Genomic DNA, 25,377 nt, shown 5'->3' with positions numbered 1-25,377 from the left:
ACTTTGTCTACCCACGTCGATATTTCGACGACTGAACTGACGGCGAAGGATGCGCCGGCCGCCGACACGACGACCGCTGAGTCGCACTCCGCCGCTGTGCCCGGTGAACGCCGCCGCGGTGGCCATGGTCGCCACGTCCTCCGGGGCAGCAGAATCACAGCCAGTCGAAAGATCGCCCGTGACCGGAGGGCCCGTCTGCAGCTTGTCGCGCAATCACTCCTCGGTATCGGAAGCCTCGTGATCGCGCACCGCCTGCATTCCGGTGAAGCGTCACCCTTCGTCGCCCCGTCGACTGTGATGAGCTGGTTGGCGTTGTTCCTCGGCATTGTCGGCATCTGGTTGGTGCCAGGGTTGTGGTTGTCCGCTGTCATGTTGCGTACCGGGTTGGGACCGGCGGCACGCCTGGCGACCCGGATCGGGGCGACACTGGCTTGGTATGCATTGGTCGGACCACTAGTCCACTTGATCGCGGATGGAGCCCGAGTTACTCAGGGTGGCCTCCTCGGTGTGACGGTGGCGGCCACGGCTGCGGTGTGCCTAGGTGTTGCGCTCGGACTGCTGCACAAGCCTGCAAATTCCTGGCTGCGGTTCTTCGGGGCCGGCTTGGTGGGGACTCTCTGTGCGCAGACGGTGATCTGGCTGTCCATGCGATTGTTCGACGACGGCATCGACTACGAGCAGATTCGCCGTCTGGATTGGCTCATCCTGCTCGCCTGCGGATTGCTCACCGCTATCGGAACCCGTAGCCGTCCTGACTTGCCTTTGTTGCGAACGGCCAGCCACATCCGAACTGTCCTCGTCAGTCTTGCGGTCGTCGCGGCCACCGCAACTGCGCTCCTTGCGGTCGGCAGCGTGTGGTCGCCGGCGCAGCGGATGCCATCGGCCATTGGCATCGAGCAGGTCGCGGCCCCGCCGGGGTCTGACATTGCTTTCGCTCTGACCGCTCTCGGGCCGGACGGCCCGGCGATGATCAAGAATGCCGCCTTCACCGCCTCCGACGATGCGGGCCGGCCTGTCGCCGTCACTTCTCGGTTACTTCAGGACGGCAGGGCGGACTCGGGGACGCTGCTCTTAGCGCTGGACCCTGACAGCCAGCCTCAGCTCTGCGAGCGCTCCGGCGACGCAATCGCGCAAGGCTGGCCGATCAAGCTCACCTTACGCGACCAAGCGTCTGATCTCGTCGTCCAGGCAGTCGTCCCGGCCGGGTGGTGCACGGCATGAGCGCCGCTCGCTCCCACAAACCAGGTCGTGGGTTGATTGCGAACAGCATCGCCCTTCTCGCCACAAACCACATGACCATCGTGCTCGGCTATCTGTTTTGGACTGTGTGTGCACGCGGCGTATCCGCCAGCACGATCGGCATGATGAACACGGTGATCTCGGCGATTACCCTCGTCGCCGTCCTCACAGCCACCGGGTTCGAGCCGTTCCTCATGAGGATGCTGCCGGGGGCGAACTCTGAGGAGCGCAGTGGGCTGTGCGGTACGGCGCTCGTCGTCAGCGTCGTCGTGTCAGGTGCGGTCGGCGTCGTCGGGGCGCTGCTGCTGCCGGAGCGCGTCCAGACAGCTGTCGGCACCGGTTGGCTAGTCGGCCTACTAGGTGTCGGGGCGATGTCCTCGGCCTTCCTGATGGTGATCAACGCGGCACTGCTGGGAGTCCGTCGCGCCGACTACTCGTTGCTGGCGAGCATCCTGGGGACCCTAGCGCGGCTGATCATTGTCGCGGCGCTGCTGGGTTTCGGAATGGTGGCCGCACATAGCGACACCACGGCCGCTCACACGATTCTTACGGTGTATGTGGCCTCGCTCATCATCTCCGTTGCCCTGGGGAGACGGTTGCTCATCCGTGCGACGCCCGGTTTCCGCTTCCGGTGCGGCTGGATGTGGCTGTCCCGACTGCGACAGGGAGTGCCATGGGATCACCTCGCCATGGTCGCTGGCCGGCTGCCAGTCTTGTTGCTGCCGATTCTCGCCTCGGCGCTGTTTCCGCCCGCCCAGGTCGGTTATGCGACCATTGCGATGTTGATCAGCGGGGCTTTCTCCGCAGTGTCCGCGTTGGTGTCCAACGCACTGCTGGCGCATTGCGCAGACCATCCCGAAAATCTCCGAACGGAGACTGTCCGCGCCTTGCGCCTGATCGGCGCGATCCTGATCGTTCCCGTGGTGATCACCTGCCTGCTGGCCCCGAAGGTGCTCGGCGTTTTCGGCGCGGACTACGCCCACTACAGCACATTGCTCATCCTGCTACTGGTGGCCACTTTTCCGAACACGTTGACCGACTTGGCGTTGGCAAGCCTGCGGGTGCGGCGTCGACTGGTCGCTGTGGCCGCCATTACGGTGACGGGGTCGGTCATGACCACTGGTGGGGCGTATCTGCTATGGCTGCTGATGCCGCAGTGGGGTATCACGGGCGCAGGCGTGTCGGCGTTGACCTCTGGCGTCATCGTTGCCACCGCGGTGGCCGTCATGATGCTGTACCAAAATCGTTTCAGCGCACGCATCGCGGGCGTCGCGGGCGATGCGCCCCCCTGTGCCGTCGATGAGCCTGCCCATCTCATCGCCCCGACCGCAGACGTCGCCCTTCTTTCCCCTGTCGTCGCCTTCGCCGCGCCCGCGGACGATTCGCCTTCGGAAATCGGGGATCGGAGCGGAATCGGATGACATCATCTGCCAACGCGAAGCCGATACCGTCACATCCAGATGACGCCGCGGACGGGTTGAACGGACTACGCATACTGCATGCGACGGACACCTTCCTGCCGAACGTTGGCGGCTTGGAACTCGCGCTGGCGGCGCTGGTACGCGGGCAGGTCCGACGCGACCAGGTGGCGGCGGTGGCAACTGCTCAGCACCCCGACGCTCCTGCACGTGAGGATCTCGACGGTGCCCCAATTCACCGCTTGCCCATGGCGATGGCACGTGTGCCGGGTGCCTACGTGAACCCGACCCATCTCTTCTTTCCTCCGGTTCCGGACCCGCGTTTCGCGCGTGCTTTCGCCGACCTCCTCAGAAACTTCCGCCCAGATGTCATCCACGCTCACGGTTGGGTTCTTTACAGCGTGCTCGGCGCCGCGCGTCGGGCCGGCGTCCCGGTTGTCGCCACCGCCCACGACGTCAGTCAGGTTTGCGCGACCAAGGTCATGCTGTACCACGGGCGTGACGTCTGCTCAGGTCCCGGCTTACGCAAGTGCATTGGCTGCGCCTACAGCCATTACGGTCTGAAAGGTATTCCGCTGGCCGCCGGACTTTACGAACTCGGCTCACGTCGGCATCGCGACGTCGCCCAATGGACAGCGATCTCGTCGGCGCTCGCCGCGCAGGGTTCCGCGCCCCGCCCGGCCGACCGCAGCCCAATGGACGTGATCCCGACGTTCATCGATGACGATCTGCTGGCTCTTGCCGGCGACGAGCGGACCGCCGCGCGCCCCGACTTCGTTCCTGCCACCGGTGCCTACCTCTTCTACGCGGGCGCGCTGGGCACTTACAAGGGCGTCGATGTCCTCCTCGAAGCGCATGCCCGGCTCAGGGACGGCGGGGTGGACGTGCCGCTGATACTCGCTGGTCTGCCCCGCGGTGAGTTTCGGATCGGCGACCGGCCTGGGGTCACCGTCGTCACCAACGTCCCGCATCGTGCGGTGATCACTGCCTGGCGACACGCCGCCGTCGGTGTCGTGCCAAGTCTGGTGCCTGAGGGTTTCGGGCTCGTCGCGGTGGAATGTCTGGCGGCGGGGACACCGTGTGTGGTCTCGGCGCTGGGTGGTCTGCTGGATGTGGTCGCCGATGGTGTGGAGGGCTTGCATGTACCACCCGGCGATGCCATGGCGCTGGCCTGCGCGCTGCGGCGCCTACTCGAGGACGAGCAGCTGCGGACGGAACTCGGCGCGGCCGGCCCGGCCAAGGCGGCGCGCTTCACGCTGTCGCAGGTGCTTCCTCGCCTCGACGAGGTGTATCTGCGCGCGATGGCTGGCGCAGACGTCGATCGAGATCCGAACCGCCGAATAAGGGTGGTTCCAGCAATGACGACCGATTCTGGGGGAGGACACGGCGATGACCGCTTCGTCGACTGAGGACTCGGTGAAGAAGGCAGACCTGCGCACGATGCCGCCGGTGTTGATGTACCACTCCATTGCTCCCTACGACGTCGATCCCCACGAGGTGACCATGACGCCGCAGCGGTTCGAGCGGCAGATGCGCTGGCTGCGCGATCGCGGACTGCGCGGAGTGTCCATGGCAGAGCTGCTCAGCGCACGGGCCGAGAGACGAGGTCGCGGATTGGTGGGACTGACGTTCGATGACGGCTACCAGGACTTTGTCACGTACGCTATGCCGGTTCTCCAGCGATACGGTTTCACCGCGACCGTATTCGTGATTGCCGGACGTTTGGGTGGTCAAGATGAGTGGAACCGCCCGGCCCCGGAGAAGGCGCTGCTGACGGCCGATCAGGTGTGCGACGTGGCCCAGAGCGGCATGGAGATCGCGTCGCACGGACTGTTGCATGTGTCGCTCCTTGAAGCCGACGACACGCAGCTCATCGAAGAGACGGTGCACAGCCGCACGATCCTGCAAGAGCTGACCGGCCAACCGATTCAGGGTTTCTGCTATCCCTGGGGACACCTGGACGCTCGTGTCGTAAGGGCGGTGCGGGCCGCCTGCTATGACTACGCCTGCGCGATCGGGCCGTCGCCCGCCATCGGCCGCCATGCCATTCCACGCACGTACGTGCACGATCGTGACACTTCGTGGCGGTTGGATGCCAAGCGGATTCGCGCCGGTCTGATGGTCGGGAACCGCATCGCCGTACGGCGCCATCGACACTATTCACGATCGTTTGAGCCTGATCATGTGCGGTGATGAGCCCATGTCAGCACTCACGCGGGGGTTCTCGGTGATCGGTCGGGTTTCGATCGTGGCACTTCTGATGGCCGTCATGATGCTCGGCCAGTCTCTTGGTGCGGGTAACGGCGTAGCCGATCCCGGGGGAACAATCAGAGGCTTCGCACTGATTTGGAACCCCGGCTACAACGGCCCGCAGATACCCCAGTCCTTGGCCGAGATGGCGAACGTCGGCGCAAATTGGGTTCAATTCACCCCTGCGTGGGGCCAAGCGGCGAGCAACGCAAGTGCCATAGCCCCAGCGTCGGTGACGATGAGCGATGACAATTTGGAACGGGCGATTGCGCTGGCTCACAATCAGGGGCTGAAGGTACTTCTCACGCCGCACGTCTATTTGCCGGCTGAAAGTCGCAGCGCCATCCGGCCCGACGACCGCGCGGCCTGGTTCGCCTCGTACACAGCCTTCATCACCCACTACGCCGCGATGGCGCAGCGGTTGGGGGTCGAGCAGTTCGCCGTGGGCAGCGAGTTAGCCTCGATCTCCGACGATCGGCCCGGCTGGTTGCAGGTGATTCAAGAAGTACGGGCTAGGTATAACGGCGTCTTGCTGTACGCCGCAGAACCAGGCGAAGCCGAACGCGTTCCGTTCTGGGATGCGCTCGACGTGATCGGCATCGACGCCTACTTTTCGCTGAGCGGGGCCCCCACCAGCGACGTGGCCGCTTTGCAGCAAGCGTGGGAACCCATCAGGGCCGAGATGGCTGCGGGCGCAGCGAGATTCGGCCGCAAAGTCGTGTTCACCGAGGCTGGCTACACGAGCCAGGAGGGCACCACTACGCGTCCCAATGACTGGCAGCTCGGCACGAGGCCCGATGAGAATGAACAGGCGGCGGCCTATCAAGCGTTGCTGGCGACCTTCAGCAACGAGCCGTGGTGGGAGGGCGTCTATTGGTGGGTCTGGAACGCCCTGCCAGACGACGGAAGCGACCACGCCACGAACTACTCCCCAAGGGGCAAGGCTGCCGAACGGGTGATCCGGCAGTGGTGGCAGAGATGAAGCAGATGCTCGGGACATCGAATGTTCTAGCGGTTGTGTTCAGGGGGGCGAGATGATCCCGAAGGTTGTCCACCATTTCTGGTTCGGCCCCGCGGAAAAGCCGGCCCTCGCACAGCGTTGTATCGCCAGCTGGCGCGCGGCGCTCCCGGACTACGAAATCAAGGAGTGGAACGAAGCCAACTACGACGTAAACAAGAGCGCCTTCATGGCCGAGGCGTACGCAAACGGCGACTGGGGTTACATCGGGGACTTCGCGAGGCTTGACGTCTTGTACCAGTACGGCGGCCTCTACCTCGACGTCGACGTCGAAGTGTTCAAAGACTTCACTCCGTTCCTATCGAACAAAGCCTTCTTCGGCTTCATGTTCGACTGCAACTTGTGCACCGCGGTGATTGGTTCGGAGCCGGGTCAACCCGTGATCGGTGAACTCCTCGCGGTCTACGACGATCTGGTCGGCGAGCGTTGGATCAGTAACGACGTATACACACGGTTTTTTCTCCAGCGCTTTCCGCAGTTCAAACTGAACAACAAGCGGCAGCAACTCGACGAAGTCACGATCTACCCGAAAGAATACTTCGACTTCCCCGTGCTCTGGGGCCCCGGTGGCTACTCGATGCATCTCTTCATGGGTAGCTGGCGGCGGCGAGATGACGTGAAGGAGCGCCTTGCAACTCTGCTCAAGCGCTCGCTCGGCCGCCAAGGATATTGGGCGTTCCGTCAGCTCACCCACAGGCGGGCGATACAGCAGTCGGAGTTCCGTGAGCGATACCTTCTGGATCGGCGCTGACATCGTGGCCGCTACCTACCTCGAATCGCCTCGTCTGAGCGACCTCAGCAGTTCGCTAGACGCGGCACCAGCGTGTGTTGACCGCTCGCCGCGCAGAGGAAGCTCGCGAACGCCGTGGTAGTCGGCAACGCGTTCGACCAAGGTGGCCTGTCGCTAGGGAATTCTCCTATCGAAAGCGAAGACATTTCCGTCGTGATCCCGTGCTATACAGAAAAGCGCTTGCCTAATATCATTGCGGCTCTGGCCTCGCTTCAGCACCAGCAGTTCCCACCACACGCAGTTATCGTAGCCGTAGACAATAACGAGACTTTAGCGCGGAAACTACAGGCTATGTTCGACTGGGTTACTGTCGTGGTGAATGAGCGGCTCCAAGGGGCATCTGCCACTCGCAATCGTGGCGTCGAAGCGGTAACGACGAAGTACACCGCCTTTCTTGATGATGACGAGGTGGCTGATAGAGATTGGCTCTGGGAGCTCACTCGACCGCTAGCCGAAAATAATGTAGTCGGGACCGGTGGGAAATACGAGGTCACGTGGCCCTCGGGTAAGCCATTCTGGTTTCCGCGGGAATTCGAATGGGTCGTTGGAGGATCGTACGAGGGGTTACCAATCTTGACGGCGCCGGTGCGAAATGTATGGTCAGGCAATATGGCCGTGCGTACCGACGTTTTCCGTAGCGTGGGAGGTTTTCGCAACGATTTCGGAAAACGCGGGGACGCACCGCAGCCAGAGGATACTGATCTTTGCATACGAATGGCGGCTGCCGGAGGACATTGGATGTATGTTCCGGCCGCAACCATCAATCACAGCATTCCCCGATCACGCGTATCAATGGGATATTTTCTTCGCCGGTGTTTCGCAGAAGGGCGCGGCAAAGGACTGATGGCGAGCAACCTCGGCTCTGCATCGGTTATTGGCGTGGAACGCGATTATGCGATGACAGTGCTTCGTGTGGCGGTTGTGCGGCTTCATTCCCTGCGCGCGACGGAAACTTCGCAAGGGTTCACAATTCTGCTCGGACTCACATGTGCCGCCTCTGGATACCTGTTGGAACGTGCCCGTCCTTTCTCGAAGCATGCCCGCAATAAGCGCAAGCAACGCCACCCAGAGCTGCCGGCAGACTGCGACATGGCGAGCTGACGACGTAATCTCTTGTCGACCGCTGGGACTTTGCCACTCAACTAGAGTCGGTCGCCATCGAGGCGCGCCCGAATGTCGGACACGGACCACAGCCCGAGTGACTTATCTTGGTATTTACCATCTCCCTCTGTACAGCCTTCATTGATCACAAGGATAGGCGCGGGTAGAGACAACGGTTGTGCCTCGAGATTGAGCGGACGGAATTGGCCCGTCGCAATATCGTGATTCCGTCGTCGCTCAGTAAACGTGGTTGTGAGTAGGTATGTCGATCCGCTGTCGCAGATATTTCGCAGCGCCGCTTCGACATCGCGATACGAAAAATGCACCAAGCAATCACGACAAAGGACCAGATCGACTTCAGGCAAAGGATCTTCCAGCATGTTCATTCGGCGAAATGTCACATGCGGGTTGCCATAAAGCTCGCCGTTCCGTTCGACAAGCTCGGGAAGAATATCGGCGCCAATATAACGTATACCATCCATCGGCACGTGCCTCATCCAGTAAAAATCCCCACACGGGAGATCGAGGACGGTGCCAATATCGAAGTCGGACCACAACGTCGGGAGGCGCTCTCGGATGGCCCGGGTTTGATGAAGATCCGATCCACCACCAGACTCCGAGTCATTGACGCCCCATTTGTTTTCCCTGATGGCAGAGCGAAAAACATCTTCGGTCGAGCGGGGCAGTCGCAGACCCGCCAATTTGAAGTAAAGCGTCTGCGTTCCCGGGACGCGCTTTATGGCATTCTTCAGTTTCGTGGACACGTTCGTCATGCCAGGCGACGCTACCATCACGGGCAACAAGCCTTTCAGGCTTTGCCGAGGCAGATGATGCGAGCGAAACCAGTGATTCCAAAAGCCCTATCGGTCCCCTCCTGCGGCCGGTGCAGCGGGCGTAGGGCATTCAAAAGGAACGGTCTACTTCGCGCCCAAACGCTGAGCAATGGTGGCGGCGCGGTCTGACCGACACATCGCTGTGGCGAATCGTGGTCGCGTTTGCTCACGGGCTGATTTTTGGCCCCAGCTGGGTCCCCTGGAACTCGTTGCTGGCCGGCGTGGCTACGGTAGTGTGGCGCCATGCCGGATGTTTGCTCGGTCGAGGTCAAGCCGATCACCGACGCGGATACTCAGGCGGTGGCGGAGTTCTTACACCGCGATATGGGCTCGGCGGTTTCCACGGACGACTGGCATCGGGCGATGAGTCCGCCTTGGGATGTCGAGCAACCCAATCACGGCTACCTTCTGCGCGAGAACGGGCGCGTTGTTGGCGCATACCTTGCGTTGTACTCGGAACGAATGATTGACGGCCGCCTGCATCGCATCTGCAACCTCGGAACCTGGTGCGTAACCGACGAACACCGCGCAAGCGGATTACGGCTGCAACGGTCGTTGCTCCGGCAGCGGGGATACAGCTTCACCGATCTGACCCCGAACGCCACCGTCATGGCGCTCAACAAGCGTCTCGGGTTCGTTTCGCTCGATACGGCGAGGGCAATAGTGCCTAACATGCCGTGGCCCGTGCGGTCGAGGGGCGTGCGGGTTGTCGATACGCCACAGGACATCGATGGATTGCTCTCCGGGCGGGACAAGGCAATATACCGTGACCACGCCGCGACCGCCGCTCACCACGTAGTGCTCACTAATCGGAATCAGAGCTGCTACGTGATGTTTCGCAGGGACCTCGGCCGGCTGAAGCGGTTCCCGTACTTTGCTTCAATCCTGTATGTCAGCGATCCAGAGCTGTTTCGGGACTGGGCGCCGCACTTCTACCGCTATCTGCTCCTACGCCGCGGAATACCTATGACGCTGGCTGAGATCAGGTTGGTTAAGTACCGTCCGCCAAGGTCGGTAATGGTGGCGGGCCCGTCGAAAATGTACCTCAGCGAAGATCTGCAGCCAGAACAGATCGACTACCTCTATAGCGAGCTGACCTGTTTCAAGTGGATCGGGGTCTGGTTGAGAGCCCCGAAGTCATCGGACGGAAAGGGCTAGCACGGGAGGAATGAGGACGAACCTTCATCACCTCATCGAGGATCGCGCCCGATCACACCCTAATTCGCCGGCGTTGACCTTCAAGCGAGAGTCGCTCGATTACGGCGCGTTGCGTACGCACGTTCGGGGTGTTGCTGCCGGGTTGGGCGAGCTTGGAGTGGCACGTGAAGAGCGGGTCGCGGTATATCTCGAAAAGCGGATCGAGACGGTGGTGGCGATCTTCGGAGCGTCGGCCGCGGGTGTCGCTTTCGTACCCGTGAATCCGGTGCTGCGTCCCGCGCAGGTCGGCCATATTCTGCGAGATTGCGATGTGCGGGTGCTCGTGACTTCCGCCGAGCGCCTGGCACTGCTGCGCGACGAACTCGCATCGTGCCCGACAGTAGAAGACGTCGTGCTCGTCGGCGCCCAATCCGAGGACGCGGAAGCTACTGCGCACTACCGGGTCCATGGATGGGACCGGCTACGCGGATCGGATTATCCGGCGCATACGCCGAGCGTGATCGACCTCGACATCGCCGCCATTCTGTACACCTCGGGAAGCACTGGCAGGCCAAAGGGTGTGGTGCTCAGCCACCGTAACCTGATTGCCGGTGCCGAGAGCGTAGCGACGTATCTCGGTAATACCTCCGAGGACGTCCTTCTTGCTGCGCTTCCATTGAGCTTCGATGCGGGATTCAGCCAGCTGACAACGGCTTTCGCCGTAGGTGCACATGTGATCCTGATGAACTACCTGCTCCCGGGTGACGTGCCGCGGCTGTGTGCCCGGCACCGGGTCACCGGCCTCACCTGTGTGCCTCCGCTCTGGATTCAAATCGCCGAGCAGAGCTGGCCGCAGGACGCTAGAGCGTCTCTGCGGTACTTCGCGAACACCGGCGGTCGGATGCCCAAGCCGGTCCTGGAGAAGCTGCGGGAGGTGTTCCCGTTGGCGAAACCCTTTCTCATGTACGGACTTACGGAGGCGTTCCGATCGACCTACCTCGATCCCGCTGAGGTCGATCGTCGGCCCGACTCCATCGGCAAGGCGATTCCCGGCGCTGAGATTCTCGTGGTTCGGCCGGACGGATCGCCCTGTGATCCTGGTGAGGAGGGCGAACTCGTCCATCGTGGACCACACGTGGCGCTCGGTTACTGGAACGATCCGGTGCGAACCGCTGAGCGTTTCCGGCCAGTTCCAGGCCGCGACGAGCCTTGGCGCACACCAGAACTCGCGGTCTGGTCAGGTGACACGGTGGTCACCGACGCCGAGGGCTTCCTCTACTTCGTCGGGCGTACCGACGAGATGATCAAGACGTCCGGCTACCGCGTCAGCCCGACCGAAATCGAGGAGGTCGCCTACGCCAGCACTCAGGTTCGTGACGCGGTAGCGCTCGGTGTCGAGGACGCAACGCTGGGGCAACGGGTGCTTTTGGTGGTGGCACCGAAAGTCGATGACTTCGACGCCGACGCATTTCTCGAAGAGATGAAGTCCCGGCTGCCGCTGTACATGGTGCCAAGCAATGTAGTGGTTCGCGATGCCATTCCTCGCTCGCCAAACGGCAAGTTCGACCGCGCAATGTTGCGTCAGGAGTTGGCCACGTGAGCGTGCGCCCCGTGATCTCGGCGTTCGGCAGCATCGATGGTCAGCTTGCCGTCGGTGGGATGCCGCTGGACCGACTCACGGCACGGGTCGGATCCACACCATACTTCGCCTACGATCGCCGACTCTTGACCGAGCGCATCGGCTTGCTGAGGGCGACATTGCCGCCGACGCTGCACCTCAGTTACGCGGTGAAAGCCAATCCAATGCCTGCGGTCGTACAACACTTGGCTGGCCTTGTCGATGCGCTGGATGTCGCTTCGGCGCTTGAGATGCGGACCGCACTGGACTCCCAAATGCCGGCTGCCCAAGTAACTTTCGCAGGACCCGGCAAGACTTCAGCGGAGATTGTGCAGGCCGTCGCAGCCGGGGTGATGATCGAGATGGAATCGGCGACGGAAGCCCGTCGGGTAATCCAAGCCGGTGAGATGCTCGGTGTACGGCCCCGCGTCGCGGTGCGGGTAAATCCCAACTTCCAGGTGAAGGGATCAGGTATGCGGCTGGGCGGCGGTCCGCAGCAGTTCGGCGTGGACGCCGAACGGGTGCCTGAGTTTCTGACCACCCTCGCCGCAGCGGATCTGGAGTTCCTCGGGTTCCACGTGTTCGCCGGATCCCAGAACCTCAACGCAGAAATCTTGTGTGAGGCGCAGCGCAAGACGACAGAACTCATACTGGCGCTCGCCGAGAAAGCGCCGGCACCGTTGCGGTATGTCAATCTCGGTGGTGGCTTTGGTATTCCGTACTTCGACAGGGACACCTCGCTGGACCTCACCGCGATCGGGGCGAATTTAGCCGACCTGGTAGACAACTGGATCAAGCCGAACCTGCCGGACGCCGAGGTCGCGATCGAACTCGGCCGCTACATCGTTGGGGAATGTGGCGTGTACGTCACCCGAGTCATCGACCGCAAGGTGTCGCGGGGCCGCACGTATCTCATCGTCGACGGCGGGATGCACCACCAGTTGGCCGCGTCAGGAAACTTCGGCCAGGTCATTCGCCGCAACTACCCAATCGCTGTCGGTAACCGCCTAGCGGAACCAGCGGAGTCCGCGGCGACCGTTGTCGGCTGCCTGTGCACCCCCCTGGATCTATTGGGCGACGACGTCAGGCTTCCGGATGCCCAAATCGGGGACTCCATCGTGTTGTTTCAGGCGGGTGCCTACGGCTTTACCGCCAGTCCCACGGCCTTTTTGGGCCATCCGCTACCCACTGAAGTGCTTGTATAGGTTTCGTCGCGCATAGGGAGGATATTCGATGAACTTCAGCCAGGACACTCTTGACAGACTGAAGGTGGTGCTCGTGAAAACCCTTGGAATACAGGATCGCGCACACACGCTTGACGCGAGCACCGAGCTGTTCGGAAGCTTGCCAGAACTCGACTCGATGGCCGTCGTCGCCCTCACAGTCAACTTGGAGCGTGAATTCGACTTCGAGATAGACGACGAGGATTTCAACGGTGAGGTCTTCGAGACTATCGGGACTCTGGCTGAGTTTGTCGAGCAGAACAAACGCTAGTTACGCCCGATCTCTGGTCGGACATGCCGAGGTGAGTGAGCAGGGGACACTGCCTGCTGGGCAGATGCCGGCGCAGCCTGTATTACGTCGCCGCATCCGCCAAGGGCAGGAACCGGATGCGCTGGCGAAATAGAAACCACCGCTCCTCGCGCTTGACGAAGGGAGTTAACCCGCCCAACTCGACGACTTTCAGTGTTGCAACGTTCTTTTCACCGATGAAGCCCATCACGTATCGCGCACCGGAGGCATGCGCCACTTGCAGAAGCCGGCCTGCGACCTCTTTCATGATCCCCAACCCGCGAGCGCTTTCCTCTGCGAAGGGGCCCTCGATCAGTACCTCATCCGGCTTTAGCTGCGGAAGGAATTCTCCCCATCGCGCCTTTATGACCGCGTTGTCGCGCGCTGTGAGCAGAAATGTCATGAAGCACACCTTCCCGTCGGGGTCGACGGCGACCCATGGCCGGGGAAGATCACCGCTCATCAGCCAGCGCTGGTCGGCGCGCATCTGCGCCGACCGTGGGTCGAGGCCCGGAACGTCATCAATGAACGAAAGATCATCCCCGGGCTCGAGTTGGCGGACGACCAAGGGAATCTTCGCCGGTGGTATCACCGCGAGGTCGCGCCCGATCTGACCTTCAACATGCACGCTCATGTCCCGGCGCACACCGATTGATACGCCGCGCGAGTAGAGGCGCTTGCGCGCGGTCAGCCGTAACCATCGGCGTCCCTCCCCGGAGCGGGCGAGCTCCAGGCCTAGCCGAGCTCGCTGCATCACCATCCGGGCACCAGCGACATCGCGGCGCGGGCTTGACGCCGCGCTCGGGCCGACGCGCGATGACCAACTCCGCGGGCTGGCAGGAATCGGCCCGCGTTGTCGGACCCCGTGGAAACCTCGTCGGGTGGCCAGTTCAGATTTGCCGGCCAGCCACGGATGAACGGCCTCGACCGCCCGACCTGATACCTAATCGTCACTGTGGTCGCATGTCTGGTGGCCAAAGCTGAAATCCCCCGTTTTCGAACGACGTGACCCGGATTAGCCGTGACGCCTCGCGGACGGCGCCCCCCATTGTCGTTTACGCGCGGTACGCGCGCGACGATATTGTCACTTTTGGCACGCATCCCGGCAAACACTTTGGACGCTTGCCGCGCCTGTCAATCTCCGCCGTGGTGGTGGGCGGCGCACTGGTCGACGCGGGGGCCCTCGCCGGCGACCTGGCCGGCGCTGCGGCCTTCGAGGGCGGCGAACGGGCCGCACTTGTTGGGTGCAATCCACACATGGACCATCGGGATATCGCCGCCGGCGTTGATCGAGCCGACTGGGCAGTTGCCTGCCTCGTCGGTGACGCCCGTGACGACCTCGGCGAGGCTCCAGCACAGGTCCTTGTGCACGTGCCACTGCATCAACGGACCACCCCAGTCGACGAGCTTTGGATCGTTCAGCGACATGCCGGTGTCTGCGAACATCGCCGCGACCAGCGTCCGCTTGTCACCCTCGACCTGGTAGACGAGCGACTCTGGTTTGTTTGGATCGAGGAACGCGTCGTCGCGGAGGTACGCAGAGTTGATGTAGTGCTCGTACCCGCTGCCGGCGTCGCCGATTGACGTGAACCCGAGTGCGCCGATCTTGGTGACGTCGGCGAACTGCGGGAGGTCTCGCAGCGTCGAGGCGACAAGCGTCTCTGCGCGGGCCTGCTGCTCGGCGGTCACTCCGGGTACCCCGCCGAAGTCGATCGGCTGAGTCGGGTCGAAAGGCCGCGGCCAAGTGGACGTTTCGACGCCGTGGCTGTGGTCGGCATCGTCGTGACCATGGACATGCGTAGCGCCGGTGAGCATGGCGGCCACGCTGACGACGCCGACCAGTGCACCGGGCACGACGAGTCCGCTGCGCCCCGCCCATCGTGCGCCCCGCAGCAGGACGACGATGGCCAGGACGATGGCGAGTGCGCCGAGCCCGGCGCAGGCCGTGTCGGCAAAATGCAAGGGCTCTGGGTCCGCGAGCCCCTGGACCCACGAGATGCCGACTGTGCGGGTGAGCGCCCAGCCACCGACGGCGACAACGTTCACCACGACCGCTACGGCGGCCACCGGCCGCCCTCCTCCCAGCGCCAGCGCGAACCCGGCGATCACCTGGGCTGCACCCATGATCACGAAGATGCGCGCGAGGGACGGGCTTGAAGCATGAATGCCGGCGGCGGTGAGATGGCACGCCCCCGCGCCAACCGACGCCAGGCCGGCAAACTGCGCGCGGTCGAACCATGTCCCTGCCCGTTCGGCCTGCCCGACCGGCTCAGCGGCGTTGTTCGCCATCGTGCCCCCCTGTCGACCCGTGAGCGCCCTAGCAAGCTTAAGGCCGGATAGATCCTCAGTGCAATTCAGCGCTTCTGCCGTGACATTGCGTTATGTAGCGAATTCGATCCGGGTGACTCCATCCAAAAGCGGATCTGTTCGAGTTCGAAGGCCGGGCCAGTATCGCGGCCGCCAGTGCCACGTCAAAGGTACAAATGTCACTTCGTATAGCGGCCGGATCCATCTGACGGCACTGCAAGCGTTGGAGTCCATGGCGAGACCTCGATGGTCCGACGCTGAAACCTTCGGCATCCGCAGCGAAGTCGCCGTGTCGATTGGTGTAAACCGAGCCTGCGTTTCGCATGAGTCTCCGCGGAGTCCGCTATGCCGTGAGAGCAGGGCCATGGTGGATTCGGACAGGTAGCGCTTGACGGCGACCTGCCCACTCGTCGTGGGCCTCGACCAGTACCGACCCGGCAAAGCGAAGCAGGGCGGCCGGATGACCCGGAGGGTGGCCGACGAGACGCCGCGCCTCGGTCACCTCGACCCCAGTCGCCGACGTCAGCAGATATCGACCGACAGGGCAACAGGAACGCGTTCGCGTGGCTGCACAACATCACCGGCTATCCCGCGATCTCACTGCCGCTAGCCGAATCCGCGAGCGGTTTGCCAGTCGGCAGATGCTCTCTGCCGAACTCGGTCATGAAGCACGGCTGTGGGAACCCTTGCCGATGGGAATCAGACACACGGCGAGTCGGGCCGCTACCCCAGCGAATGACCAGCCGCCGTCGAACGACCGTGCAAAGTAAGGAAAAGCCCGCCATCGCTTTTTCACCGGTGATATGACCGGACAAGGCGGAAATAGGCGACCTGATCTTGACTGCCCGTCGGCTGTATGTTGTTGCCTTACAACGACATCGGAATGACACGAAAACGCTGGCATGCCTGGTGGCTGAGGCCGGTGTGCGTCTCCGGCGAGGCCCGCCTTACCAGGCGATGCCGCTGGCGGGCATCGGCGCTGCCGCCACCAGGGGCGGCGCGGGCAGCGGGATGGCCGTCTTGACATCCAAGCCAGGTTATCGACTGCACCGCTTCAGCCGACCAACAGGCGCCCAAGCTCGTCGAGTGGGGTGGTCCGCTGATGCAGCGCCTGCCAGGTCGCCGGCGACGGCCCCCGCGTCGACCAGTGCGCCGCCACATGGACATGGTCTGACAGGCGTTTCCGCCAACTTTTCGGTGAAACGACCAGCAACCGTAGCCGTCAACGCGAAAGCAACCGTTGATAGAGAGAGGCGTCGTCTACCCTCCAGTGATCGTCGCCCCGAGCGTCTCCTGCCATGCCTCGTTTTTTGCGACTGCACGTTTGATGTATGGCGACCTCCGAATGGCGCCGATGAACGCGCGATTCGGTGCCGCCAGGTACCACGGCAGCTTGCGAATGACGTCGACGAAGAGCACGACGCGGATCTCGTCGCTGTCATTCCAGACTTCGTGCTCGAACGTGTCATCGAAGACCAGGCTGCGACCGTCACGCCAGTGCTCGATGCTGTTGCCGACGCGGATACGAGCCGCGGTCTCATCGGCCGGTGTGCGCAGCGCGAGGTGATAGCGCAGCACTCCCTTCCACACTCCGCGGTGCGGGGGGATGTGCTTGTGAGGGAGCAGCACGGAGAACAACGCCGTGGTCATGCCCGGGATCGATTCGACGATCTCAGCGGTTCGCGGGCATCGCCGGCAGTTGCCGTCGGCGCGGGCCCCAAACGCGTAGAAGCCGAAGATCTTCCAGCGGTCGTCCTCGGTGAGACGGCGCTGCTCCTCCTGGATGTCCTGGTAGTTGGGGAGGTGATCGACGCGAGCGAGTAGCCCGGCGAGTTCCTCCTTCATCTCGTCGGCGCGAGCTTCGACGCCAGCGATCCACGGGAACTCATCGGGTTCGAAGAACTCGGTACGCCCGGACGGTGTGCGGGCGATGAGGCGCTCGAACAGGGCGCTCGCCCGATAAGCGATCGCACCTGCGATCCGCCTCGCAGACATTAACGCAGGCTACCATCGCCGTCGACGGTGGCGTCGGTGATCGTCACATCGAGTTCAACGGTCCGCACGATCGTGTCGGCGACAACAGCGGCAGCAGACAACGAGGGTCAGACACAGGGCTCCCAGCACGGTAAGTGATACGGCGTAGACACCTGCATCCTCTGCCCGCCGGGGCCCGTCTCAGCTCACCGACACGACCCATCAACCGGGATTTCCACGCCCTTCCATGCACTCCATTTCCCGGAAGAGCCGGTAAACCCTAGGGGAGAGTAGGGATGGGCCCCGCGGGCCTGGGCCATGCTGGGTACGGGCCACACTCGCGGCGGTTCGGTTCTCCCCACAACACTTGCAGATGCCGAGTTGAAGTTGATGGGGAAACCCCGTAGTTCGGCCCTTCACGCGCCAAATCGAACGAGGCCCTGCTTTTTGGTGGCGGGACGGCCGCTCAATCCTTGGTAAAGCAATACATCCGATACTCGATTTGCCCACTCTGGATGTTGCAGTACATCCCCGAGCCCGGCACACCGGCGAACCAGCGGGCGAAGCGACCCAGAAACGGCGGCAGCACGCGACCGATCAGTTCGAGTGACCGCTGCGAATTTTTATCCAGCGCACGCAGAACCTCCGCATTGATGACGCGTTCCGAAACCTGCCGCATCTGGGTGTCGACTAATTCTGCCCCCCAGCTGGACAAATCCGGCCGGTAGCGGAAATCAGCGTAGAGGAAACGCCCTCCGGGGCGCAGGACGCGCACCACTTCGGCGAGGAAGCGGGGAAACCGAGGATAGGCGTGCGAAGCTTCGACATTGATCACCGTGTCGAACGACTGGTCGGCGAACGGCAGGCTTTCGGCGTCACCGTGCACGAAATCCAGCGCGGGCAGGTTATGCCTCCTTCGGCAAAAGGCGACGCCGTCTGCGTTGAAGTCCAGCCCCACATAGGAAGCTGGGCGCAACGTGCGGACAAGATACGAGGCTCCACCGCCGTGGCCGCAGCTGACCTCCAGAACCTGTTTGCCGTTGAGCTCCGCCTGGGTCGCCACGCGGTGGTAGAGCTGGATACTGAACCGGTTGGGCTCATCGGACGCCGCCAGCGGCAAGGCCATCGGCGGGTCCTCCTCATAGCCGAAGTTGAGGAACGTGAGGTCTTCCGCATCGAGCCGTCGGCTCAGAAAGGGATACCAGTAATGGTTCACCAATGCTTTGATGAACCTGACCTTGATGTCGGTGATGTAGTCCGTCCCCCTGATGGCCATGGCGGGAGTATGCCAGAGGATACGCCGGGCGGGCGGTCGCTTTCCGATAGCTCAGGTCGGAGCTTGCTGTTGATGTCGCGCACATCGCCGGAAGCCTGCCACCGCCGGTCGCCTCGAACGAATGGCACACACAGCTGCTCGCGTCAGCGGGAGGTCACTGCGAGCTGAAGGATTTCGCAGACGTCAGCTGCCGTGGTCGGCCACCGACATAGAGACGCGATTACCCGACGCCGCGGCCGTTCGCCGGTAAACCACCGCGCGCGCGCCCTGTGCCGGCGCGATCGAAAAACCGCGGTTCTGAAGCCGTTCTCCTGGCGCATCGGTTGGCGCGAACCGGAATTCGCGCAGTAGTGTGCGCACGGCGACATCCATCTCCATGGCCGCGAAACCCGCACCAACACAGCGGTTTACGCCGCCGCCGAACGGAATCCACCTGAACGGCTTCGGGCTGGTGCCGACGAATCGGTCTGGGTTGAACGAGGCCGCGTCGGGGAAGTTCTCTTCTGACTCGTGTGCCAGATGAAAATCAATCTGCACCGTAGTGCCGGGCGGAAGGACCCAGTCGCCCAAGCGAACTCGCTTCTTCACACTGCGGGTCGTGGCCTCGAAAATCGACCGGGTGCGCTGCACTTCGAAGATTGTTGCCTGTCGCAACTCAGATCCGCCGGCGTCCACTTCGTCGGCGAGCCGCGACATCAGCTCTGGATGCCGGCGCATCCGCTCCACAATCCAGGCCAGCTGCGAGGCGGTTGTCTCGTGACCGGCGACGACCAAGGTCAGCAGCTCGTCGGCGATATGCTGATCGGGGATCGGCTCACCGTTTTCGTAGCGGGCCTGCAACAAGACCGCGAGCATGTCGCTGCGCTCTTCCAAGGCCGGGTCGGCGCGCGCCTTTGCGATGAGCGTTTTGACGACTGTGTCAAACCGGCGCCGCAGCCGCAATAACCGCCCCCCCGGACTCCACCGACCGAAGTCACGCCCCGCTACCGACGGCACCATGCGTAGGCGGGAGCCAAGACTGACCATCGCCGGCAATAGGCTGCGAAGTTCATCCAGCACATCTTTGTCTTCGCCGAACATCGCACGCAGAATTGAGTTGAGGGTCAGGCGGCTCATCGTCTCAAGCGTTTCGAACTCGCGGCCTTCGGGCCAGTCCGCGGTTTCCTTCATCACCTCTTCTTCGACGATATGTTCGTAGCTTCTCACCCCCCTCCCGTGAAACGCCGGGAGCACCAATCTGCGGCGCATCAGGTGGTCTTTACCGGTGAGGCTGAAGGTCGATCCAGGGCCGAATACCGGGCCGAGGAGGGTAGTCGGGCGTTCGATCAGATCACTGCTCGTGCTGAAGACATCCTTGATCAGAATCGGGTCGCTGATCACCACTATGTTGCCGAAGACCGGCAAATTCATGGTGAACGTGCCGCCGTAACGTCGACCCAGAACCAGCACCCAACGGTGCTTTAGTGCGGTCAAGATCACAACTGAGACGATGTTCGGTACCCGCGGCCCTGGCGGTAGTCGTATTGGATCGGTTGTCGCCACTGCCATGTCGTCCCCCCTCCGTGGCAAATACCCTAAAGCATTCCGCGCGGGCAGTCTTGAGGATGTCCCGCGTCCGTGGATCTTCGGTGGCGGTGAGCCCCAAGCTGCGCTCACCGGTGCTTGCCGGCCTCGACCATGCGGCCGCGCGCCAGTGCAGCGCCATGGCCAGGGCCAGCAGCGCGCCCTCTGCCTCGAGCCCGACCGGGCGTGGTAGGCGTCGGTCAGCTTACGGCCCATACTGCTCCGAGCCTTTGGGGCAGAAGGCCTTTGACATTTCAGAGCTTGCGCAGTTGACAGCGTTGAATCGCCGGGTGGCCGAGCTCGGCAGCTCCATCAGGTTCGTAGGAAGCCCTCGTCAGTCCCGAGCGCGGGATTGAATGCGGGTCCAGGGCCGGGCCTCTTCGAGTTCGATGGCCAATGCCAGTAACCGCGCTTCCTGTCCGACATCGGCGGAGAGCATCATGCCGACTGGCATGCCGCTTGCGGATTCGGCCAGTGGCAGTGAGATAGCCGGCTCACCCGTGACATTGTGCAGCGGCGTGAAGGCAGCCCACTCGCCCTGTCGATCGATGATCTGCTGTGCTTCGGCGGTCGGGTCGAGGTGACCGAGGCGCGGCGTCTCGTCGGCCATCGTCGGGGTCAGCACCGCGTCATAAGCGCCGAAGAACTCTGCGGTGCGCCGCCGAGTCGCGCGCAGCCGCATGATCGCTGCGGGGAGGCGGTGCCTGTTGCGGCGGGCATAGCGGTCCAGCCCCCGCGTCAGGTTGTTCAACCGGCTGGCATCAAACGTGTCGCCGAACCCGCGCTCGATGATCCTCACCTGCCAGCTGGCTATCAAGGCCCAATACAGCCGAAAATCGGCGGTGAAACTGGAAGACACCGGCAGGGTTTCGACATAGTCGACGTGGTGGCCGAGCTCGTCGAGAAGCTCGGCAGATTTCAGCGTGAGTTCGCGCAGTTCGCGGCTGCACTCGCGCTTGTCCGAGCGGGTGACGACGGCGATGCGCAGCCGCTGCTTGCCCGGATGCCGCACGTCGCCAATCGGCGGCAGCCTCGGGTGGCGCCAAATGCGTTCAGCCGCAAGGTAGAAGGCCGCGGTGTCACGCACTGACCGGGTTAGCACACCGTTGGTGACGAGACGAAGCGGAACCCAGCCCGTCTTGTCATCCAGCGGTAACCGGCCACGCGACGGCTTGAGGCCCACCAGACCGGTGCAGCTGGCCGGAATGCGGACCGAACCACCGCCGTCGTTGCCATGCGCGATCGGCACCGCTCCGGCCGCGACGAACGCGGCCGAGCCCGATGAGGAACCGCCAGCGGTGTAGTCGGTGTTCCATGGATTGCGCACCGATCCCAGTCGAGGATGTTCGGCGGATGCACATAAACCGAGTTCTGACAACCGGGTCTTGCCCAGCGATATCAGCCCGGTGGCTAGATACAATCGGGTGCAGTCGCTGTCGGCGGCCGCCTCGTGCGGCTCCCACGCATCCGTGCCCGACATCGTCGGCAGTCCCGCGACGTCGACGCAGTCCTTGACGAAAGTTGGTACGCCGGCGAAGAATTCACCGTCCGAACTCCGCTGCGATGCTTTGGCGCGCGCATGGTCGAATGCTTGACACGCCAGTCCGTTGAGCGCCGGATTGACCGCTTCGGTGCGGATGATGGCGGCTTCCGTCGCCTCGGCGCTGCCGATCCGACCGGCCTTGATGGCGTCGCAGAGGCCGACCGCGTCGAGTTCACCGAGCGCATCGTCTTCGAATGCGTGCACGTGGCGCACAGGAACGACGCTAGCAATGACGACGCCCGCTTACCTGATTTCTCCATGAGTGGACGGGGGTCGTCGGGTACGCCTCCGTCCCGCTGGACGGCCGTGTGCTGGTGATCAGACGTTATCTTCGAGATAGGTTGCTGGGATTCGTCAACAGGCGTACGAGCCGCACCGGGCAGCGCACCAACCGACCAACGGCATGTCAACGAGCTGTGGGAGTTCCATGCGGGGGTCCGTCCGGGCTCACCTGTCCGGCGGGGCAGTTCGAGGGCGCAGGGGTGCCGGCGAAGCGATCGGCGATCCAACGCTCCATCGTGTCGGCAGCTTTGGGCGGGAGGTCGTTATGGCCGGTCTTCGGTATCTCCTGATATTCGATTTGTGCGCCGAGTGCGCAGCTGCGTGCCACCGCGGATCGAGTCCAGTCCGGCAAGGCCTGGGCATCATTCTCGCCGTTGATGACGAGCATGGGCTTGTCCAGCGGCCCTTGCGGCAGGGCAACCCGGCGCGCCGCGTCCCGCAAAGTGGTGGCGTCTTGAGGGCTCTGTGGCTTCACATCGTTGGCGTCGCGCAGCCGATCTACGACGACTCGCCGAAGGACCGGCGCGGGCACGGCGGGCTGACTGGTCGACTCTTGACTGGCGGTTGGCTCGCAGCGGCTCAGCAGCTTTCGGAAATAGTCTGCGGACCCGTGCAGAAACGAGTCTGGGTCTAGATCCGGGTTGTACCGAGCGAAGCCGATCAAGCCCATCGGGAAAATCGCCCGCTGCTCGTCCGTCAACGAACCCGACGAGACAAGGTCGGCGATGCCCGTCAGATTGGCCGCCGGTGCCAGGGCAACACTTCCTTGCAGCTGCAGATCGTTTCCGTAGTAGGAGTTCAACTCGTTGACGGCCCACGCCGCCTGTCCACCCTGCGAGTAGCCGACAGCCACCCAGCGCGCAGACACGTCTGGTGAGATGGCGCGCATCGCGCGTGCGGCATCAATGGTGTTGAATGCCTCGGTCCGTGGTTCCAGGTAAGGGTGCGACCCGCTTTCTCCGAGCCCCTCGTAGTCGGTGAGCGCCACGGCGTACTTGTCATCGAGGAGCCTCTCGACCATCGCTGCGTATCCCATGAGATCGGGCTGTCGCGACGGCCCGCAGTCGTGTCCGATGCCGGTGGTGCCATGGGCGAGCGAGATGAGTGGCCAGCCATTTTCCGGTGGGGTCCCGCGGGGAACGAAAAACGCCCCAGACACTTCGCGGCTCCCGCCGTCCACACCCGAAACCGAGGTGTACACAGCGCGCCACGCTTGACCCAGAACCGCGTCGCGGTCCTCCAGCGGCGGGTCGTCGTACGGCTCCTCATGCACTACCTGACCCCGGCTCTGCCACACATCGGTGGCGACGTCGGGCAACGCCACCAGAATGGGCGCCGAGTCCGGAGCGGACGGCAGCTGCGGGGAAAGACCCATCAACTTATAGACCGTCAGCGAGAGGAGAAGTGCGAGCGCGAGCCGCAAGCTCACGGCGGCGAACCGAACCAGTGCTGCCAAAACGTCAGTACCTCCACTACGACGCCGGGACGCAGGTCTGGTGACCGCGGTACCGCGGGTCGCTCTTCGCCGAAGATAGCCGACACAGCGCCTTTCGAACCGGCCGGTTCTGCAGTCGCCTCGCGCCACGCGGCCGCGCGCGATCACACGCAACCCGTGACCTGCCACGGTGAAAGTTCGCAAAGATTCGTTTGCCCCTTCCGTGATTCCGGCGCGGCGGGTGCCTTACAGTTAACTCTGAGACTGTGTTCGGGGTGGCGATTTGGGGGGACCAATGGGTGGCGATGTAGCCCACCAGGCTGGCGGCCTACGACGCCGCAGGAGCTGGATAGGAGTAGGACTTATAGTTGCCGGGTTCGCGGCGACCGCATCAAGCGCCGTAGTCCTAGGCGGAGGAACGCAGGTGGCCAACATGCCGTCCGCCGCCGCCTCGACAACGGACGCGACCCCGTGGATGCCCAGGCCGAACACGTTGCCGCAATGGTTCCCGGACATGACCTCGGAGGTGGGGGGCCAAGGCACGGTGAGGCCGGCGCAGGAATCGAGCCCGGTGTTGGCCTGGGCCGCGAAGGCGTCTGACGCGGGCGACGACATCGAAAGTGCGGTTCAAAGCGTGCAGAGCGCTGTCGGGGCGGGTGATGTCGCGGGCGCCAAGGCCGCCTGCGAGCGGATGAGCAAAGCAAACCAACGGTTGCGCGCAACGTTGCCCAGTCCGGTGCGGGCGTTGACCGCCGAAGTCCAGGCCGTCGTGGATGAGATCGGGGCCGCGGCGGACGTTTGCTTGAACGCTGGCGCCGGTGCCGGCCAGGCCGAGATTGACGCCTTCACAGCACATGTGAACGCGGCGTTGGCGCATTTCGAGAGGGCAAAAGCGATCGGGACAGATGCTTCAGGGCCCCGGCCGCGGCCAGGGTTGCCCAACTGATTACGTCGGTTCGCTGGCCACGTCTGCCATGCACGGATTCGTCACCATGTCAACCCCTGCACTTCATCGACTGTGCCCCTGACCTGCACCGTTGATCGGCACCCCTATCGGCCCCGTGTTAACATGGAGGGGTGAAAGGGGCTCGTATCTGATGATTTTCAAGGTCGGAGACACCGTTGTCTATCCACATCACGGTGCTGCGTTGATCGAGGCGATCGAAACCCGGACCATCAAAGGCGAACAAAAGGAATACCTCGTCTTGAAGGTTGCCCAGGGCGATCTCACCGTTCGAGTTCCTGCCGAGAATGCCGAGTATGTCGGCGTGCGTGACGTTGTCGGCCAGGAAGGCCTTGACAAGGTCTTCCAGGTGCTCCGCGCCCCGCACACCGAGGAGCCGACCAACTGGTCGCGCCGCTACAAAGCCAATCTCGAGAAGCTGGCCTCAGGCGATGTGAACAAGGTGGCCGAGGTCGTTCGTGACCTGTGGCGCCGGGACCAGGAGCGTGGCCTGTCCGCGGGTGAGAAGCGGATGCTGGCCAAGGCGCGCCAGATCCTGGTTGGCGAGCTCGCGCTCGCCGAGAACACCGACGACGCCAAGGCGGCAACCATCCTCGACGAGGTTCTGGCCGCCGCCTCCTGAAGGCATTGATGTCGGCGAAGAGCCTGCCCCGAGTCGGGCTCGGCACCGACGTACATCCGATCGAGGTCGGTCGGCCGTGCTGGCTGCTGTGTCTGTTGTTCGGCGAAGACGACGGCTGTGCCGGCCACTCCGACGGTGACGTGGCCGCACACGCGCTGTGCGACGCTTTGTTGTCGGCTGCCGGGCTCGGCGACCTCGGCGCGGTGTTCGGCACCGGACGAGCTGAGTGGCGCGACGTGAGTGGCGCGGACATGCTCAAGCACGTCAAGGGTCTGCTGTCTGCGCAGGGCTACCGGGTCGGCAACGCCGCCGTGCAGGTAATCGGTAATCGGCCCAAGGTGGGTCCGCGCCGCGGCGAGGCGCAGAAGGTGCTTTCTGAGCTGCTGGACGCTCCGGTGTCGGTGTCGGCAACGACCACCGACGGCCTCGGCCTCACCGGCCGCGGCGAGGGTTTGGCGGCCATCGCCACCGCTCTGGTAATCAGCGCCGAATAGT

General features: G+C 63.3%; 22 protein-coding genes. 14 read left to right on the top strand and 8 right to left on the bottom strand.

The window, feature by feature from the left end; all coding sequences use genetic code 11:
* Positions 1-237 precede the first annotated feature (237 nt).
* From ACGFK1_RS13655 to ACGFK1_RS13625, 7 genes are all read left to right on the top strand, one after another.
* Positions 238-1,221 (top strand): hypothetical protein, encoded by a 984-nt coding sequence (locus tag ACGFK1_RS13655; protein WP_393429425.1) that lies wholly within the window; start codon positions 238-240, stop codon positions 1,219-1,221.
* Positions 1,218-2,660: a lipopolysaccharide biosynthesis protein gene (locus ACGFK1_RS13650; RefSeq protein ID WP_393429422.1), complete on the top strand. Its 1,443-nt coding sequence runs from the start codon at positions 1,218-1,220 to the stop codon at positions 2,658-2,660. Before ACGFK1_RS13655 ends, ACGFK1_RS13650 begins: the two co-directional genes overlap by 4 nt.
* Entirely contained in the window at positions 2,657-4,066 is a 1,410-nt protein-coding gene (locus ACGFK1_RS13645) for a glycosyltransferase family 4 protein (protein WP_393429419.1), read from the top strand. The genes ACGFK1_RS13650 and ACGFK1_RS13645 overlap by 4 nt, the downstream gene beginning before the upstream one ends.
* A complete protein-coding gene (locus tag ACGFK1_RS13640) occupies positions 4,047-4,850 on the top strand; it encodes a polysaccharide deacetylase family protein (RefSeq protein ID WP_393429416.1) in 804 nt (267 codons plus the stop codon). Before ACGFK1_RS13645 ends, ACGFK1_RS13640 begins: the two co-directional genes overlap by 20 nt.
* Entirely contained in the window at positions 4,828-5,889 is a 1,062-nt protein-coding gene (locus ACGFK1_RS13635; RefSeq protein ID WP_393429413.1) for a glycoside hydrolase family 113, read from the top strand. Before ACGFK1_RS13640 ends, ACGFK1_RS13635 begins: the two co-directional genes overlap by 23 nt.
* 52 nt (positions 5,890-5,941) lie before the next feature.
* Positions 5,942-6,676, top strand: a complete 735-nt coding sequence (locus ACGFK1_RS13630) for a glycosyltransferase family 32 protein (protein WP_393429410.1) — start codon at positions 5,942-5,944, stop codon at positions 6,674-6,676.
* 114 nt (positions 6,677-6,790) lie between these two features.
* On the top strand, positions 6,791-7,816 hold the full coding sequence (locus ACGFK1_RS13625) for a glycosyltransferase family 2 protein (RefSeq protein WP_393429407.1): 1,026 nt from the start codon (positions 6,791-6,793) through the stop codon (positions 7,814-7,816).
* Between the two features lie 41 nt (positions 7,817-7,857).
* On the opposite strand, the gene ACGFK1_RS13620 is transcribed toward ACGFK1_RS13625, so the two are convergent.
* Positions 7,858-8,589, bottom strand: coding sequence for a class I SAM-dependent methyltransferase (locus ACGFK1_RS13620; RefSeq protein WP_393429404.1), 732 nt, complete (start codon positions 8,587-8,589; stop codon positions 7,858-7,860).
* A gap of 303 nt (positions 8,590-8,892) precedes the next feature.
* Here ACGFK1_RS13620 and ACGFK1_RS13615 point away from each other — a divergent pair, with 303 nt between their 5' ends.
* From ACGFK1_RS13615 to ACGFK1_RS13600, 4 genes are read left to right on the top strand one after another with little or no spacing between them, the layout of a single operon-like run.
* On the top strand, positions 8,893-9,807 hold the full coding sequence (locus ACGFK1_RS13615; RefSeq protein ID WP_393429401.1) for a hypothetical protein: 915 nt from the start codon (positions 8,893-8,895) through the stop codon (positions 9,805-9,807).
* A gap of 10 nt (positions 9,808-9,817) precedes the next feature.
* The gene (locus ACGFK1_RS13610) at positions 9,818-11,386 is read left to right on the top strand and encodes an acyl-CoA ligase (AMP-forming), exosortase A system-associated (protein WP_393429398.1); all 1,569 of its coding nucleotides are present in this window, start codon (positions 9,818-9,820) and stop codon (positions 11,384-11,386) included.
* Positions 11,383-12,609, top strand: a complete 1,227-nt coding sequence (locus ACGFK1_RS13605) for a pyridoxal-dependent decarboxylase, exosortase A system-associated (RefSeq protein WP_393429395.1) — start codon at positions 11,383-11,385, stop codon at positions 12,607-12,609. The genes ACGFK1_RS13610 and ACGFK1_RS13605 overlap by 4 nt, the downstream gene beginning before the upstream one ends.
* Positions 12,610-12,637: 28 nt before the next feature.
* Entirely contained in the window at positions 12,638-12,898 is a 261-nt protein-coding gene (locus ACGFK1_RS13600; RefSeq protein WP_393429391.1) for an acyl carrier protein, read from the top strand.
* A gap of 82 nt (positions 12,899-12,980) precedes the next feature.
* On the opposite strand, the gene ACGFK1_RS13595 is transcribed toward ACGFK1_RS13600, so the two are convergent.
* The 7 genes from ACGFK1_RS13595 to ACGFK1_RS13565 form a co-directional block, all read right to left on the bottom strand.
* Positions 12,981-13,562 (bottom strand): hypothetical protein, encoded by a 582-nt coding sequence (locus ACGFK1_RS13595; protein WP_393429388.1) that lies wholly within the window; start codon positions 13,560-13,562, stop codon positions 12,981-12,983.
* A 488-nt stretch (positions 13,563-14,050) separates the two neighbouring features.
* Positions 14,051-15,205 carry a hypothetical protein gene (locus ACGFK1_RS13590; protein WP_393429385.1) on the bottom strand — a complete coding sequence of 385 codons (1,155 nt, stop codon included), beginning with the start codon at positions 15,203-15,205 and terminating at the stop codon, positions 14,051-14,053.
* Positions 15,206-16,483: 1,278 nt separating this feature from the next.
* Positions 16,484-17,218, bottom strand: coding sequence for an aspartyl/asparaginyl beta-hydroxylase domain-containing protein (locus ACGFK1_RS13585; protein WP_393429382.1), 735 nt, complete (start codon positions 17,216-17,218; stop codon positions 16,484-16,486).
* A gap of 445 nt (positions 17,219-17,663) precedes the next feature.
* Positions 17,664-18,473: a phthiotriol/phenolphthiotriol dimycocerosates methyltransferase gene (locus ACGFK1_RS13580; RefSeq protein ID WP_393429380.1), complete on the bottom strand. Its 810-nt coding sequence runs from the start codon at positions 18,471-18,473 to the stop codon at positions 17,664-17,666.
* 183 nt (positions 18,474-18,656) lie between these two features.
* Positions 18,657-20,021, bottom strand: a complete 1,365-nt coding sequence (locus tag ACGFK1_RS13575) for a cytochrome P450 (RefSeq protein ID WP_393429377.1) — start codon at positions 20,019-20,021, stop codon at positions 18,657-18,659.
* A gap of 349 nt (positions 20,022-20,370) precedes the next feature.
* Positions 20,371-21,792, bottom strand: coding sequence for an amidase (locus ACGFK1_RS13570; RefSeq protein WP_393429374.1), 1,422 nt, complete (start codon positions 21,790-21,792; stop codon positions 20,371-20,373).
* 193 nt (positions 21,793-21,985) lie between these two features.
* On the bottom strand, positions 21,986-23,290 hold the full coding sequence (locus tag ACGFK1_RS13565; protein ID WP_393429371.1) for a lipase family protein: 1,305 nt from the start codon (positions 23,288-23,290) through the stop codon (positions 21,986-21,988).
* A gap of 430 nt (positions 23,291-23,720) precedes the next feature.
* Between ACGFK1_RS13565 and ACGFK1_RS13560 the strand changes: the two genes are divergently transcribed.
* The 3 genes from ACGFK1_RS13560 to ispF all read left to right on the top strand — a co-directional run bounded on the left by ACGFK1_RS13560 (position 23,721) and on the right by ispF (position 25,376).
* Positions 23,721-24,242 (top strand): hypothetical protein, encoded by a 522-nt coding sequence (locus ACGFK1_RS13560; RefSeq protein ID WP_393429369.1) that lies wholly within the window; start codon positions 23,721-23,723, stop codon positions 24,240-24,242.
* A gap of 151 nt (positions 24,243-24,393) precedes the next feature.
* Positions 24,394-24,882: an RNA polymerase-binding transcription factor CarD gene (gene carD, locus ACGFK1_RS13555; protein ID WP_020100886.1), complete on the top strand. Its 489-nt coding sequence runs from the start codon at positions 24,394-24,396 to the stop codon at positions 24,880-24,882.
* 8 nt (positions 24,883-24,890) lie between these two features.
* Positions 24,891-25,376, top strand: coding sequence for a 2-C-methyl-D-erythritol 2,4-cyclodiphosphate synthase (gene ispF, locus ACGFK1_RS13550; protein WP_393429364.1), 486 nt, complete (start codon positions 24,891-24,893; stop codon positions 25,374-25,376).
* Position 25,377: the final 1 nt, after the last annotated feature.

Origin of the sequence: Mycobacterium sp. NPDC048908, assembly GCF_043197955.1 — a bacterium.
GTDB lineage: Bacteria > Actinomycetota > Actinomycetes > Mycobacteriales > Mycobacteriaceae > Mycobacterium.
This window is presented reverse-complemented; position numbering and strand designations above follow the sequence as displayed.